We start from the raw sequence: 14,486 nt of genomic DNA on the forward strand, positions 1-14,486 counted from the left end.
CCACCTGACCCGGCCCCGGTGAAGGGGGGCGGCCCCGCCCCGGGGCCGGCCCGGGTCAGGGGAACGGGTGCGGGTGGAGCGGGAGTTCGTCGTGGCGCAGCGGACCGGGGGCGCGGCCCAGGCGGTGCGGGACCTCCAGGAGACGGGGCAGCCCCCGGGTACGGCGGTTGACGTGCCCGAAGGTCATCGGCAACGCCCCCGGCACCACGGCCTTGGCCGTGTACAGGCCGAGGCGCTCGCGCACGCCCGGCTCGTCCTGCCCGACCACGATCACCTCCAGACCGGCCCCCGCCAGGCGGCGTACCGTCACGTCGAGCAGCGCGGACAGGTCCGTCACCGGTTCCGGTGCGCCCGGCCAGGCCTCCCGCCACGGGGTCGGCCGGTCGTCGCCGAAGAGGACGTCCGTGCGCGGCCGGGCCTCCGGGAGACCGTAGAGGGCGGTGTGGTCGCTCAGGTCTACCACGAGTTCGGGCCGCTCCAGCATGGCGCGCAGCCGCAGCGGATCGAAGGCGTCCGGCTCGGCCCGCAGCCGCTGACCGGAGTGGAAGAGGTTCGTCACCGTCTCCACCACGGCGGAACGGATCGCCCTACGCGGATCGTGGTGCGCCCCCGCGGCCAGGAAGACCTGCGGCGCCGCCGACCGGGGACGGGTGTGCCGGGCGATCGCGACGACCGCCGGGACGCCGAAGTCGTTCGTGGCGTCCAGCACCGTGAGCCGGTAGCCGGCCAGCTCCGCCCGGTCGGCGAGGTGCAGCACTTCGAGGTCCTCGTCCGGCAGCGCGATCCGGCGCAGCGGCGTCCTCCCGTACCACGCCATCAGGAACGCGTCCCGCTCGGCCACCTCGAACAGCCCGTACAGGGCCGCCTCCTGCGGGCTGTTGCCCAGGCCGCAGCCGCTGGAGCACTCGTAGACGACCCGCGGCCGCCCCGGACCGGGATCCCAGTACGCGACGTGCTCGGGCACGGCTGCCGGACGCCCTCGGGTGAGTGACCAGCCGTGCACCCAGTCGAGCTCCAGCCCCGGTGTGTACGGCACGGTCGGCGAGGCGGGATGACCGTGGTGGGCCGGATCGGGCAGCCCCAGCCGCTCCGGGTCCACGGCCCGCTCCGGCCCCAACTCCGCGTAGGAGGCCCGCAGTACGGTGCGGCGCCCCTGCGGGCTCATCCCGGACAGCCGCTCGACCGCCTCGAAGAGGGCCACCCGTTCGCTGCCGTCGTAGTCGGTGGCACGCCCGTACCCGCCGTCCGGCAGGTCCCGGCCCAGGGTGACGTAGGCACTCGTGAGGCTGTGCGCGGAATCCTCGGTGCGCACCACCCGGTGGACCGGGCCGAACCGCTCGTCGTACAGCTCGGCGCGCAGAGCGGCCCGGTCCGTACGGGAGTTGGACCCCCGCAGCACCTCCGGGTCCGGCAGCGGCTGCGGTGCCCACCGGGGGCGGGCCGCCCCGGCGGCGTCCTCGGGCAGCGGCAGGCACACCGCGCACCCGCCGACCGGGCGGAAGGTGTGCCCGGACCAGGTGGCGTGCCCGCCGTGCAGGATCCGTACGTCCGCGCCGGCGCCCGGGGCCGGAGCGGGGCGCCCCAGCAGCTCGGCGGCCAGTGCGACCACGGCGTCCACCAGGGCGGGGGAGGGGCGGCCCGCCAGCCGCAACCCGGGGCTGTGCCACGGGACGCGGCCGCCGATGGTGGCGAGCCTGCGGTACTCCGTGCAGGAGACGCAGCCCACCGCGCCCGGCCGCAGTACCGGGCCCACGACCGTCAGCGCCCCGTCGCAGCGCACCGGGAGCAGGGTCACGGGGTGGTCGAGGGCGTGCCGCGACAGCGCGGCGGCGTCCTCCAGGGTCCACTCGTCCAGGACGACCACGGCCCGGCCCGCCGCGGTCTCCAGGGCCCCGCGCGCGTCGAGGACGGTCAGCCCGGCCGCCGCGAGGGCCGCACCGAGCGGGGTGCGGGCGACGGAGGGCGCCGACGGGGTCGTCACCGCGATCCCCCTTCCGTGTCGGTGCCGACGCCGTCCGGGGCGTCGAGCACGGTGAAGCCGCAGCCGCGCAGCGCGGTCACGAGAGTGCGGGCCCGCGGCCCGGCGGGCTCCCACGGGAAGGCGCGCAGGCCCGTCAGGCGGAACAGGGTGGCGTGCAGAGCGGCTTCGTGCCCGGCGACCCGGGCCCACCATCCGGCGGGCCAGCCCTCGTCCTCCCAGGGCGCCGGATCCACGCCTGCCGTCGCGAGCGGACACAACTCTCCGCCGGGCGAGGTGATGTGACGGACCGCCGGCTCCGCTGCCCCGGCCTGTACGCGGACCACCGCGGCCAGGGCCGCGAAGGCGGCCGCATCGCCCGCGGTGGCCTCCACCGCCTGCCCGAGCAACGGCCCTCGTGCCCTCCCGACCGCGCGCACCTCGGCCCGGTACGCCGTGCCGCCCGCGTCGAGCCCCGTCACGGTCAGCTCCGCCCGCACCCCGAGGCGCCGGGTGAGGACGGACCACCAGTGGCGGGCCTGGCGATGCCCGCCCCCGTACCCGTCGCCGTACCCGTCCCGGCACGCGCTCCCCGTACCGGGCAGCCCCACCGCGGCGCGGCGCAGCGCCCGCCCCACGGCGTGTCCGGGGCCCGCGCCCACGACGGCCCCGGGCCGCTCCGCCCCCAGCCGCAGCTCCGCCGCACGGCACAGGGCGTCGAGCCGGGCGAGGTCGGCGCGCCCGGCGCCGGCCGTCAGCCGCCCGCCGCCGGGGGCCGCGCAGCCGGCCAGCGCCACGGGAAGCTGCGGCAGCGATCCGGCCAGCGGAGCCGGCAGCACGCCGAGGCGCGCGTCGCCCAGCGCGGCCACGCCGGCCAGGGCCTCGTCGAGGGTGGCGGGCGGCGGAGCCGGGTCGAGCGGGCCCCCGAGCCAGGGGTGGTAGGCCGCGTGCGCCGGGTCCTGTCCGGCGACCAGGGCCGAGGGGAACCGGGCCGGGCGCCCCGGATCGCCGGGGTCGTCCGCCGATTCCGGATCGGGCAGCCCGGTGACCGCGCACAGCAGCCGCTGTACGGCCGCGCCCGCGACGAGGGCGGTCAGGGCGGGTGGCGCGGCGGCCGTGGTGGGTGCCCCCGGGGCGGGGGAGTCGTGGAACCCGTTGCCGCCGCCGCCCTTGCCGTTCCCGTTCCCGTTCCCGTTCCCGATCCCGAGCCGCTCCGCGAGCGCGGCCGTGTCGGTTCCGGCCCGCGCGCGGGCGCCGACCGGGGTCACGAACGCGCCGTCCGGGTGGACGGCGGCCCCCACCGCCCGTTCGGTGCCGTCGGCGAGGGTGGCCGTGAGCAACACCGGGCCTCCTGCCGACGTCCCGGCCCCGGGCGCGTACCGGGCGGCGCCGACCCCGGCGTGCGCCAGGGCCCGTAGCGCCGCCGTGACGAGGGCTCCGCCCGGACCGGCCGCGCGGACCTCCACCCGGGCGGCGGCGAGCGCGGCCGCCGCGTCGGCGGGACGGGCGGCGACCTTGAGGAGCCAGTCGTGGGCGGGGCCGGCGGCCGGCAGGGCGACGTCCTCGACCAGCATCCCGTGCGCGTGGAGCTGCCCGATCAGCGTGCACAGCGCACCGCGCAGCGGCGTACCGGCCCCCGTGCGGGCCGCGAGGTCCGCCGCGCCCCCCGTGCGCAGGGCGTCTTCCACCATCCGCCACAGTGCGGGAAGCGCGGGGCTTCCCTCCAGGGTGATGCTGGTGATCCAGCCGCGCAGGTGCAGGCCCCGCGCGAGGGCCGAGGCGGTGACACCGGGCCGCAGCCGCCAGTGCCGCAGCGAATCCAGCGCGTCGGGTGCCCCGGTACCCCCGGTCACCCCGGGCGCCCCCTGCAGCGCGGCGGTCATGAGGCGCACCCCTCCCGGTAGGTCTCCACCACGACCTCGACGGCGCGCGTCGCCCGCCGTCGGCCTCCGGGAGCGGGCAGTGCCTCCTCCAGCACCAGTCCGTCGGGGTGACGGGCCAGCCACTTGTCGAGGCACCGCAGGTGCAGGGCGTTGCCGAGGTCGACGAACTGCGGCTTCGGCGGCGCCGGCCGGGCCGGCGCGCCGTCCTCCGCCCCGCCGGCGCCCGCCGGCGCGCCGAGCGGCGGGTGCAGGAACAGCTGGTCGGGGACGCCCAGCAGGGCCCGCCAGCGCGCGGCGGCCTCGAAGGGGACCTCGGCCCCGGCGGCGGCCAGTTCGCCGCGCAGGGCCGCCACCGTGCCGGCGGCCAGCTTCCAGCGGCGGCGCCGGAGCACGACGTGCCGGTGCCGCAGCCGGGGAGTGCGGACCAGCTGCCCGCCGGGCACCTCGGTGACCCGGCGGGGCACCAGCGAGGCGAAGGAGACGACCCCCTCCGGGTGGTCGTGGACCAGGGGGGCGCAGCGCGTGGTGAGCAGGCCGGTCACCAGCAGACCCGGATAGAGGACGTCCAGCGGCTCGCCGGTGTCGCGCAGCCGCAGCCGCACCTGGTCGTCGGTCTCGTCGTGGAAGAGCTCCACGTCGGAGTCCGCGATCGGCGGCCGGCCGCCGTCCGTGGTCCCGGCGGGGCCGTGCTCCTCCGCGACGACCTCGTCCGGCACGAACCGCGGCTGCAGGTTCGCGTTGAAGCCGTGGACCGGACGGAACTGCACCGGCCGGGCCCCGGGTCCCAGGCCGCGCACGACCTCCTCCGCGACCGCGGCGGTCGCCCCCGGGTCGAGCAGGCCGAGGAACCGGCTCCCGACCCGCCCCCAGCCGCCGTAGGTGTGGTTCACGCACAACAGGCCGCGCTGGGCGTCCCGTTGGACGAAGTGCGCGTACGACAGCGGGCGCGACGCCGCCCAGCCCGGCAGCCGCGCGGCGAAGGCCCCGACCAGCTCGGGAGGCAGCACCACATCGGCGTCGGGATCCTCCGGGGATCCGGTGCGGGCCGACACTTCGGCCCCGAACGCCGCCCGCAGCCGGACGAGTTCGGCCGCGCGGGTCGGCAGCGCGGTCAGGTCTCCGTCCGGGGGGAGCAGCGCGTTCCGGACGGTGTCCTCCCAGGCCTCCACCGTCTCCTTGCCGAAGTCCCAGACGGGGTGGCAGACCCCGCCCCGGCCGTACCGGGCCACGAAGCGGTCCCGCAGGGCCCGCCGCGCCAGGTGTCCGAGATCGAACAGCTCCGCCAGGGCGCCGACTTCACGCAGTGCCTCGTGGTCGTCGGCGGTGAACAGGGCGTCGGCGGCCACCGGCCGCCGCGCCACCACGTCCTCCGTCAGCACGGGGGGAACGGGGTTGTCCGGGGGCAGTGCCCGCCCCGCCGAAGCGAGCAGGACCGCCCACCGCTCGCGCAGGACCGCGAGCAGCGCGGCCCGCTCGCGCGGGTCCGTCGCGCCGAACTTCCGTGTGGCATCGGCGATTTCGTCGAGTCGGGCCGCCAGGGCCGCGTCGGCCCTCCCGTCGTCCGCGCCGCCTTCGCGGCCCGCCCGTCGCAGCCAGGCGGCGAGAGCGCCCAGCGGATCGGGATCCTGCGGTCCGACGGGCGCTACCGGGACCAGCAGACCGGCGTCCACGAGCTGGTCCACGTACGCGAGGGCGGCCGCGCGGTCCTGCGGCGCGGCCAGCGCGTCCGCCAGTTCCGCGGGCGTGGCGGGCGTCCGGCACAGCTCGGCCACCCGCTCCAGCGGCGCGCTCGCCACGACTTCCACCTCATCCTCGTCGGTGACGAGGAAGCGGCCGACGGTGGAGGGGCCCCGGGTACGGGCGAAGGTGGCGCGCCCGTCGGCGGTACGGGCCGCACTCGCCATCCGGTGCGGGAGCCGGCCCCGCCTGCGCGGGTCGGCGAGCAGCGCCTCGCACAGCGCCGCCACCAGGCTCCGGCTGGTGCGGACGTGGTTGCCGGTCGGGCCCAGCAGATCGCCGTCCCCCCAGTCGGTGCCGGCCCGCTCCGCCGGGTCGGGACCGCCCGCGAGGGGCCCCCAGCCGACCGCGGTGAACCAGGACACGGGGCTGCTCCGGGTGGCGGCGCGCACGGCGTGCCGCAGGACCCCGGGCTCCTCCTTGCGGGCGCGGCGCCCGCCGGCCCCGGCCCCGGCGCCCGCCCGTTCGACGGCGGCCAGCAGGTCCGCGCCGGTGGCGGAGGCCGCGAGGGCGAGGGCGGGCTCGCGGCACCAGGCGGCGAGGGCGTCGCGTTCCGCCGCCAGCGCGGCGGGCGCCGATCCGGCGAGCCGGGCCCGTGCCGAGGCGAGACGCTCCCGTAACTCCAGCCACTCCCGCAGTTGCGGCACCCGCTCGGGCAGGTCGCCGAGGCCGGCCAGAACGCCGGCCCGGGGCTCCCGCCCGTTGTGCAGGGCCCGGCGCAGGGGCAGGACCACGTCCCGGTGGAAGGAGTCGGGGTGACCGCCGCGGCTCGCGTACAGGGCCTCGGTCAGTCCGGGCAGCAGGCGGGCCGACTCCCTCGCCAGATGCGTCAGCCGCTCCAGTCCCTCGCGGAAGCAGGCCGCGTCCGGGGACTGTGCGGGGTGGCTCAGCGTCGTCGCGCGCACCAGCGCGTACGGGGCGGTGCGCACGACGGGCGAAGGGGGTGTCATGGCGTCCCGGTCCTTCCTGTTCGGCCCGGTCGGGGAGGGGGGCGGCGGCGCAGTGCCCGTCCCGGCCGCTGCGCACGGGGCCGGGACGGGCGTCAGCGGGTCACGCTCAGACCACGCCGGGAAGGTGGGGCTGCTGGTGGCTGCACTGACAGGCGGTGGCGGTGGGAATGCCACAGGTGGAGGTGGACGAGGCCGCCGCGAGGGCCGAAACGCCCGCGGTGTCGCGCATCGCGGTGACGGTGATGCCGCCGAGGTCCAGGTCGTGGGCCTCGAAGGACGTGGCCGCGTCGAAATCTGCCATGAGAACTCCCAGGGTCGTGGGACTACGTGTGATGGCTGGATCCATATGACGGACGAGCGAGCGCAACGGTAGCTCCCGGGGTGATCCGGGCGCAGCGGACGCATTTCGACATTCCGATGTAACTGGACGTGAAGTCGAGGAAGTTGACCGAAAGGTGGTGGATTCGCGGGCCGGTCGGGGGCGGTCGAGGGGGACTCCGCCGGGCTTCCGTCGATATTCGGCCACCCGGTCTCGATCCGCCCCGGCCCAGGCTCCGTGGAACCCCGCCGTCCCCGGCGGGCGGACCGCGTGGACGCTCCGCGACGGGGTACACGCGCGGTCCCGGGGCAGCCGCCCCGCCGGAACCGGAACGACCCGGAGGGAGTGGACCAGTGGACGTGCCGAAGGACACCGCCACCTCCGCGAGGCGGGGCCGCGCCCGGCGCCGCGGAGTGCGGAAGGCCGCCGCCCCGCCGCCGTCGCAGCCCCCGCCCGCCCGTCCGCTCGTGCGCGCCCTGGCGATGCTCGCCGCGTTCGCCGGAACCGTCCTGTTCGGCATCGCCCTGGCCCGCGTCACCCTCGAACCGTCCGCGGCGTCGGCCGGCCTCGTGCACGGCAACGTCCGCCCGGGTGCGTCGATCAGGGCCTACCTCGACGGCGCGCCGGCCCGGGAGGCCGCCGAGCAGCTCGGTGGAAACCTCCTGCTCGGCGTCCCGTTCGGGGTGCTCCTGCCCGTCCTCCTGCCGCGGACCCGCGGTCTGCTGCGCGTGGCGTTCCCGACGGCCGTCGTGATGACGCTCGTGGAGCTCATCCAGGGCGCGCTGGTGACGGGCCGGGCCTTCGACGTCGACGACGTCATCCTCAACACCGGTGGCGCGCTCCTCGGTTATCTCCTCCTCGGCCGCCGCGCGAGCCGCGCGGTCCACCCGCGCCGCCACCACTGGTGGCAGCGCCGGCCCCGTCGCGGCCCCGCGGCGCCCGCGCTGCCGCCCCCGTCCGCGACGGGTGACGGCGAGCCCTGAGGGCCGAGCGGGGTCAGGCGCCGGGAACCGGCCCGATCATGCGCTTGCTGATCCACTCCAGGGGTCCCTGGAACAGGCCGTCGGCGTACTTGTAGCCGTCGTGCCCGGCGTTGGGGATGATGTGCAGGTCCGTCTCGACGGGGCCCTTGCCGATCTTCTCCTTGAAGGCCTTCACCTTCGCCCCCTCCTCCTTGTCGCCGAGCAGGAAGGAGATGTGGACCTTCGGGCCGCTCTTCTTGGCGAGCTGCTCCGCGAGCCGGCCGGGGTCGTTGGCGAGCCTCTCCGGCTCGTGGTCCTTCCAGAACGGCGAATCGGGCGCGGTGTCGGGCCCGCCCGCGACCGCCGTGCTGAACCGGTCCGGGTACTGCAGGACCATCTTCATGCCGACGTAACCGCCCGCCGAGGAGCCGAAGAAGCCCCACCCCTTGGGGTCCTTGTAGGTGCGGAAGTTCTCGCGCGCCAGGTCCGGTACGTCGTCGGACATCCAGGTGCCCATCTTCGGCTGCCCGGGGATGTCGCTGCCGTCCCAGTACTGGTCCAGCTTGGCGTTCAGGACCGGCATCATCACGATGAACGGCAGGGACTTGCCCGCCTCGACCTGCTGCGCGATCCGCTCCTGGAGTTTGAAGTCGGCCCCGAACCAGTAGTTCGTCGGATAGCCGGAGGCGCCCGGCAGCGCCGTCAGCACCGGGAACGCGCTGTTCTCGTACTTCTTCTCCTTGTACTGCTTCGGCACCCAGGCCCACACCCGGCCCTCGAAGCCCGACTTCGGCCCCTTGAGCGTGGTCCACATCACCTGCGTGCCGTCACTCAGCTCGCGCTGGAGGTTCCACTTGCGGACGTTCGTCGGCATCTGGACGTTGGAGGGCACCTGCGGCGCCGCGCTCTGCCCGCCCTTGGACTCCTTGGCGGGGGCCTTCCCGTTGAACGAGGCCTCCGTGGGGCCGCTGGAGCAGCCCGCCACGAGCAGGGAGGAGGCCAGGAGGGCGGCGGGCGCCAGGAATGTGGACCGGGACTTCACTCGATGACTCCAAACCCGTCAAACATCACCAAAACTACAATCGGGGAGGAAGAGTCATTTCCGCGCCGGGCGGTTCCGCCCCGGCCCGCGGGGCGCGGCGTGATCAACACCACGCCGGCGCCCCGCCGCGCACTACCGCTCGGTGTCGAAGGTGTAGAACTTGCGGTGGTCCATCAGGTCCGCCGGCGTCACGTCGTTCCACGGCCGCAGCTTGCCGTGGAAGTCCACCACGTTCGCCGTGGGTGCGGCGGGCAGGTACGCGGACTTGGGGTTCCGGCGCTGCCACTCCGACCACAGCATGTCGATGAAGGCGTGGTGCATCCAGAACACCGGGTCGTTGGGCGACGCCGCGCTGGCCATGTGCCCGCCCACCCACACGTGCACCTTGTTGTGCAGACCGGGGCCGCGCCAGCCCTCCAGGTGGTTGCGGAACCCGCCCGAGGTGCTGTTCCACGGGGCCGAGTCGTACGTCGGCATGGCGAGCACGGAGTTGACCTCGTCCTTGGTCGGCAGCTGGGCGCCGCCCGCGCCGAGGGTGCGCCGCAGGTACGTGCGCGCGTCCACGCCGACCGTGATGGCCCACTTGCCCCCCGCGTACGCGAAGGGTCCGTCGAGCACCTGCCCGTCGCGGGCCCGGTTGGTGCCGCCGAGGAAGTCGGCGGCCCACAGGGAGGAGGACGCCGTGCGGTCCACGGTCCAGTCCCAGTACGGCAGCGAGACCTTCGGGTCCACCTTCTGCAGGGCCGACTCGAAGTCGAGCAGGAAGCGGCGGTGCCAGGGGAGGAACGAGGGGGCGCGGTGGCCGACCCGGTCGCCGAAGTCGCTGTCGCTCATCAGGAAGCTGTTGTGGGCGTTCACGTAGCGGTCGTAGACGCCGGTGCGCTTGAGTTCGAGGAGCGCGTTGGTGAAGGCGCGCTTCTCCTCGGCGGTCAGCTTCGACTGGCTCTTGCGGACGGTCACAGGGCCTCTCCCTTCGGGGTGAAGGGGATCAGGTTCGCGCCCTGGAGGTCGCGTACGGCGGCCTTGGCGGCCGAGACGGGATCGGCGAAGGTCTCGTAGTGGTTGACCACGGTGACCCAGCTGTTGTCGGCGTTGCGCATGAGGTGCAGCTCTTTGCCGTCGATCTTGATGGTCGGCAGTCCCGGCATGTGCTGGCCGTCGTGGTGGGCGCCCGGGTCGAGGGTGATCTGGATGCGGCGGCCCTCGTAGACCTCGTCGATGCCGCCGGTGGGTATGGAGAGCGCCGAGCCGGAGGCCTTGGCGTTCGGGGAGGCGCTCGCCGCGGCGGAGCCGGAGCCCCCCTTGTCGCAGGCCGTCAGCCCCACGGCGGCGGCCGCGCCGACGGCGATGCCGAAGGCTTGTCTTCGAGTGATCATGTCCATGGCTTGTAGAAGTATCAGAAGCCCGTGCGCGGTTGAGCGGCGCCCCTGCGTAGACCCGGCCCCCGGATCGTCAACTATAGTTACGCGCAACGGGCGTCAACTATAGTTACGCCTGATGAAAGGGAGCGGTACGCAGTGGCGGACTCAGACGTCAGTCCCGAGGGACCGGACGCGACACGATCGGGCCGGGTACCGGTTCCGGGCCCCGGGGCCCCCTTCAGCGACCGCCTCAACTTCCTCTTCGACCGGGTCCGCCCACCGGGAGCGGAGGAGTACACCAACGCCCACGTGGCCCGCACCATCTCGTCCTACGGCGAGGACAGTTACACCCGCTCCCACATCAGCTACCTGCGCGCGGGCAAGCGGACCCCCACCATCACCATGGTTCCCCTGCTCGCCCGGTTCTTCGGCGTCGAGGCCTCCTACTTCGTCGAGGACGAGGTCACCCGCAGGATCACCACCCAGTTCGAGATCCTGCGCAGACTGAAGGAGAACGGGGTCGAGCAGATCGCCCTGCGCGCCATGGGCGTCTCCGCCGCCGGCCAGCGCAAGGTGCTGGCGGCCCTCGAAGCCGTACGGAAAGAGGAAGGTCTGCCCGCCGATCCCGAAAGGGACCTGTCGTGACCAGCGTCCGCCGCCCGTACGGGAAGGGGAAGCCCCATGTGGCCCAGGCGTCGTAAGCGCACCGCCGACCGCGAGGCCGACGAGGTCGAGCGCCGCAACCGCGCGTTCGTGGACGGTCTCGGTCTTCCCGCGGTCGACAGCGTCCTGGACCTCGTCCCGTTCATGGAGGAACGCTTCGACCGCTCGATCAAGCTCATGCCGTTCGCCTCGGACCCGGCCGACCCCGACTCGCTCGACGCCTCCGCCCCCTGCGGCCTGTGGCTCGCCACCGGCGACACGGACTACGTCTTCTACGACACGGCCATCAGCCGCGCCCACGCCGAGATCATCGTCGGCCACGAGTTCGGCCACATGCTGGGACGCCACCGCGGGGACACCCCCCTCGCCGCGGGCAACCTCGGCGGACTCATCACCGACATCGACCCCGCCACCGTCCAACTCGTCCTCGGCCGGACCCGCTACAACGAGCCGCAGGAGTTCGAAGCCGAACTGCTCGGCTCCCTCCTCCAGGAGCGCATCGCCACCCCCGTACGCGCCGCGGACACCCCGGAAGCCGACCCCATAGCCCGCACGCTGCTGCGCTGACCGAATAGGGACCCGTGAAAGACGTACTTCACCCCCTGTGCCTGGCCATCGCCGGTACGGGCTTCCTGATCCTCTTCCGCGATCTGCGGGGGAGCCGCCGCGATCCCGCGCTCGTCGCCCTGGCCTTCACCTACGGCTTCTCCGCGCTCAGCTACGCCGTCTCCCTCACCCCCGTCTGGGTGCGGATCGACGGCCTCCTCGGCGTCCCCAACATCGTCGTGCCGATCGCCCAGGGCTTCGTCATGCTCGTCCTCGCGCTCCAGGCCACCGTCCTGGCCCACTGGTCCAAGCCGCTCGACGCGGCCCGCCGCCGCAGCCGCCACCTGCTCCTCGCCGCAGGGGCCGTCATCGCCGCCATGGCCGTGCTGTTCGCCCTGCTCACCCCGGCCACCACCCGGCCCACCGACTTCTCCCTCTACTACGCCCACGACCCGGTCTTCCAGGCGTACGTCCTCCTCTACTTCGGCATGTACAGCGCCGCCGAGATCTACCTGGCGCGTTCCTGCTGGAAGTACGCCCGCACCGCCACCGACCGCTCCATCGCCTTCAGCCTGCGCCTCGTCGCCGTCGGCGCGGCCATCACCCTCGGCTACAGCGGCATCCGCATCGCCGCCGTCGTCGGGGCCTACACCGGATTCAGCGTCGACGGGCTCAACGGATTCGCCTGGGCCTGCGGGGACATCGGAGCCACCCTCACCCAGATCGGCTACCTCATCCCCACCGTCGCCCGGCGCACCACCAGCGCCGTCGGCTGGAGCACCGCACACCTGCGCTACCGACGCCTGGCCCCCCTCTGGACCGCCCTCGACCGGGCCGACCCCGGCATCACCCTGCGCCGCCCCGCCCGCCAGCGCCAGGACGTCCTGCGGGGCCGCAGCGCCCACTTCCCCCTGCTGCGCCGCCGCGTCGAGATCCGCCAGGGCCAGAAACTGATGCGCCGCTACCTCGACCCGACGGCCCGGGAACACGCCGAGGACCGCCGCCGCGCCGAAGGCCTCACCGGCGCCGAACTCGTCGCTGCCGTCACCGCCGACCAGATCCACGCCGCCCTCGTCCGTCACGGGGCCGACGACCCCGTCGCCACACCCGCCGAGTTCGCCGACGCCGCACTGCCCCTCGCCACCACCGAGGACGAACTGCTCCACCTCCAGCGCGTCGCCTCCTACTTCACCCCGCCCACGCCCGAGCGCCGCGACGCCTCCCGCGGCATCACCTCAGGAGCCCGCTCGTGATCCTCCGCCGCACCCTGATCGTCGCCTGCACGGCCGTCGCCGCGGCGGCGGCCATGGCCGCCACACCCGCGGCCGCGCGCAACCGCGCCGGCGGCGCCGCCCGCCCCCCGCGCGCGGACCTGCACCTCGCGCCCGCCCACGAACAGCTCGGCGCGCTGCGCCGGCGCACCGTCACCAGCCGGGCCCTGCTGGAGCAGACCCTGGCGCACATCGAGCGGACCAACCCCGGCCTGGGCGCCGTCGTCACCCTCGACGCCGACGGAGCACGCGCGGCGGCCGACGCGGCCGACCGCCACCTCGCCGCGACCGGCGAACCGCTCGGCGCCCTCCACGGCCTGCCCATCACCCTCAAGGACGCCCTGGAGACCAAGGGGCTCCGCACCACCTGCGGCTCCCCGGACCTCTCCGACCACGTCCCCGGCCGCGACGCCGACACCGTGGCGCGCCTGCGCGCCGCCGGCGCCGTCATCGTCGGCAAGACGAACGTCCCCGCGATGTGCCAGGACCTGCAGACCTCCAACCCCCTCTTCGGCAGGACCCGCAACCCCCACGACGGCACGAAGACCGCCGGCGGGTCCTCCGGCGGGCCGGCCGCCGCCGTCGCCGCGGGCCTGACCAGCCTCGAAGTCGGCTCCGACCTCGCGGGCTCGCTCCGCCTCCCGGCCGCCTACTGCGGCGTGTACGCGCTGCGGCCCAGCGGCGGGATCGTTCCCACCCGCGGGCACATCCCGCGCCCGCCCGGCTGGCTCACCAGCTCCGACATGCTCACCCTCGGGCCGATCGCGCGCGACGCCGAGGACCTGGACCTCCTCCTCGACGTCCTCGCCGCCCCCTCCCCGGCCGACGCCGCGGCCTGGCGGATCGACCTCCCGGCGCCGCGCCGGAGCCGTCTCGCGGAGTACCGCGTCGGCCTGTGGCAGGACGATCCGTACTGCCACGTCGACGCGGACACCCGGAAGCTCCTGGAACGGGTCGCCGCACTCCTGCGGTCCGCCGGGGCCACCGTCGACGACACCGCCCGGCCGGTGGACCTCGCCGGCAGCGACCGGCTGTTCCAGCGCCTCATGTACGCCACGGCGAGCGCCACCGCCCCCGACGCCGGATTCGACGAGGACGTCGCGGCCGCCGACAAGATCCCCGCCGACGACCCCCGAGGGCTCTTCCTGCACTCGCGGACCATGCGGCACCGGGACTGGCTGCGCGCGAACGAGGAACGCGAGGAACTGCGCGGCCGCTGGACCGACTACTTCGCCACCCACGACGTCCTGATCACCCCGGCCGCGCCGACGGCCGCCGTCGACGACCAGACGGACACGCCCGTCCCGGGCCGGTACATCACCGTCGACGGCGTGAAGCGCCCGTACTTCGACCAGACGGCCTGGCTGAACCTGGCCGGCCACGTCTCGCTCCCGGCCCTGGTCATGCCCGCGGGCCGGACCGCCGAAGGGCTGCCGCTCGCCGTGCAGATCATCGGCCCCTACCTGGCCGACCGCACGGTCGTCGCCCTCGCCGGGGAGTTGGCACGCCGGCTCCCCGATCCCGTGCGTCCGCCCGCCTTCACCGGCTGAGCGGGCCCCGAGACCGGGCTCGTTCTGCCCCCACGGGGGTGGGGCGGGACGAGCCCGCATGACGGAGGGGCCCCGGGTTCTCCCGGGGCCCCTCCGTACTGCCTTCCGCCGGGCCGACGGCCCCGCCAAGACATGAAGGGCCCGGATACCGACGGGGGATGCGGTATCCGGGCCCTGCGATCATCATCCTAGTACCCCGCGTCCCGATGCCGGGAGGCGGTCCCCCGCGTCGGTTCCAGGAACCG

General features: G+C 75.0%; 12 protein-coding genes. 5 read left to right on the plus strand and 7 right to left on the minus strand.

What is annotated here, in order from left to right; genetic code table 11:
* Window positions 1–55 precede the first annotated feature (55 nt).
* The 4 genes from OG295_RS34385 to OG295_RS34400 all read right to left on the minus strand — a co-directional run bounded on the left by OG295_RS34385 (window position 56) and on the right by OG295_RS34400 (window position 6,828).
* A complete protein-coding gene (locus OG295_RS34385) occupies window positions 56–1,981 on the minus strand; it encodes a TOMM precursor leader peptide-binding protein (RefSeq protein ID WP_371680549.1) in 1,926 nt (641 codons plus the stop codon).
* Complete coding sequence (locus OG295_RS34390) at window positions 1,978–3,840, minus strand: hypothetical protein (RefSeq protein WP_371680551.1); 1,863 nt, start codon at window positions 3,838–3,840, stop codon at window positions 1,978–1,980. The genes OG295_RS34385 and OG295_RS34390 overlap by 4 nt, the downstream gene beginning before the upstream one ends.
* Window positions 3,837–6,527 (minus strand): lantibiotic dehydratase, encoded by a 2,691-nt coding sequence (locus OG295_RS34395; protein ID WP_371680553.1) that lies wholly within the window; start codon window positions 6,525–6,527, stop codon window positions 3,837–3,839. The genes OG295_RS34390 and OG295_RS34395 overlap by 4 nt, the downstream gene beginning before the upstream one ends.
* Before the next feature lie 106 nt (window positions 6,528–6,633).
* Window positions 6,634–6,828 carry a thiopeptide-type bacteriocin gene (locus tag OG295_RS34400; protein ID WP_280916048.1) on the minus strand — a complete coding sequence of 65 codons (195 nt, stop codon included), beginning with the start codon at window positions 6,826–6,828 and terminating at the stop codon, window positions 6,634–6,636.
* A 371-nt stretch (window positions 6,829–7,199) separates the two neighbouring features.
* Here OG295_RS34400 and OG295_RS34405 point away from each other — a divergent pair, with 371 nt between their 5' ends.
* Window positions 7,200–7,829: a VanZ family protein gene (locus tag OG295_RS34405; RefSeq protein ID WP_371680554.1), complete on the plus strand. Its 630-nt coding sequence runs from the start codon at window positions 7,200–7,202 to the stop codon at window positions 7,827–7,829.
* Window positions 7,830–7,842: 13 nt separating this feature from the next.
* On the opposite strand, the gene OG295_RS34410 is transcribed toward OG295_RS34405, so the two are convergent.
* The 3 genes from OG295_RS34410 to OG295_RS34420 all read right to left on the minus strand — a co-directional run bounded on the left by OG295_RS34410 (window position 7,843) and on the right by OG295_RS34420 (window position 10,226).
* On the minus strand, window positions 7,843–8,850 hold the full coding sequence (locus OG295_RS34410; RefSeq protein ID WP_371680556.1) for an alpha/beta hydrolase: 1,008 nt from the start codon (window positions 8,848–8,850) through the stop codon (window positions 7,843–7,845).
* Window positions 8,851–8,982: 132 nt separating this feature from the next.
* Window positions 8,983–9,810 carry a tyrosinase family protein gene (locus OG295_RS34415; RefSeq protein WP_371680557.1) on the minus strand — a complete coding sequence of 276 codons (828 nt, stop codon included), beginning with the start codon at window positions 9,808–9,810 and terminating at the stop codon, window positions 8,983–8,985.
* Window positions 9,807–10,226 carry a tyrosinase family oxidase copper chaperone gene (locus OG295_RS34420; RefSeq protein ID WP_371680558.1) on the minus strand — a complete coding sequence of 140 codons (420 nt, stop codon included), beginning with the start codon at window positions 10,224–10,226 and terminating at the stop codon, window positions 9,807–9,809. Before OG295_RS34420 ends, OG295_RS34415 begins: the two co-directional genes overlap by 4 nt.
* Window positions 10,227–10,367: 141 nt before the next feature.
* On the opposite strand from OG295_RS34420, the gene OG295_RS34425 reads away from it, so the two are divergent.
* Genes OG295_RS34425 through OG295_RS34440 form a run of 4 tightly spaced genes read left to right on the plus strand, consistent with a single transcriptional unit; the run spans window position 10,368 to window position 14,241 of the window.
* Window positions 10,368–10,856 (plus strand): hypothetical protein, encoded by a 489-nt coding sequence (locus tag OG295_RS34425; RefSeq protein WP_371680559.1) that lies wholly within the window; start codon window positions 10,368–10,370, stop codon window positions 10,854–10,856.
* A gap of 36 nt (window positions 10,857–10,892) precedes the next feature.
* Window positions 10,893–11,441, plus strand: a complete 549-nt coding sequence (locus tag OG295_RS34430; protein ID WP_371680560.1) for a hypothetical protein — start codon at window positions 10,893–10,895, stop codon at window positions 11,439–11,441.
* 14 nt (window positions 11,442–11,455) lie between these two features.
* Window positions 11,456–12,673, plus strand: a complete 1,218-nt coding sequence (locus OG295_RS34435) for an MAB_1171c family putative transporter (protein WP_371680561.1) — start codon at window positions 11,456–11,458, stop codon at window positions 12,671–12,673.
* Window positions 12,670–14,241 carry an amidase gene (locus OG295_RS34440; protein ID WP_371680562.1) on the plus strand — a complete coding sequence of 524 codons (1,572 nt, stop codon included), beginning with the start codon at window positions 12,670–12,672 and terminating at the stop codon, window positions 14,239–14,241. The genes OG295_RS34435 and OG295_RS34440 overlap by 4 nt, the downstream gene beginning before the upstream one ends.
* The last annotated feature ends 245 nt before the right edge of the window (window positions 14,242–14,486 follow it).

The organism is Streptomyces sp. NBC_01276, assembly GCF_041435355.1.
Lineage (GTDB): Bacteria > Actinomycetota > Actinomycetes > Streptomycetales > Streptomycetaceae > Streptomyces.

What these genes read in the sequence shown, in the direction of transcription:
- OG295_RS34390 (WP_371680551.1), bottom strand. Translation starts at nt 3,840, where the DNA reads ATGACCGCCGCGCTGCAGGGGGCGCCCGGGGTGACCGGGGGTACCGGG.
- OG295_RS34430 (WP_371680560.1), top strand. Translation starts at nt 10,893, where the DNA reads ATGTGGCCCAGGCGTCGTAAGCGCACCGCCGACCGCGAGGCCGACGAG.
- OG295_RS34420 (WP_371680558.1), bottom strand. Translation starts at nt 10,226, where the DNA reads ATGATCACTCGAAGACAAGCCTTCGGCATCGCCGTCGGCGCGGCCGCC.
- OG295_RS34395 (WP_371680553.1), bottom strand. Translation starts at nt 6,527, where the DNA reads ATGACACCCCCTTCGCCCGTCGTGCGCACCGCCCCGTACGCGCTGGTG.
- OG295_RS34400 (WP_280916048.1), bottom strand. Translation starts at nt 6,828, where the DNA reads ATGGCAGATTTCGACGCGGCCACGTCCTTCGAGGCCCACGACCTGGAC.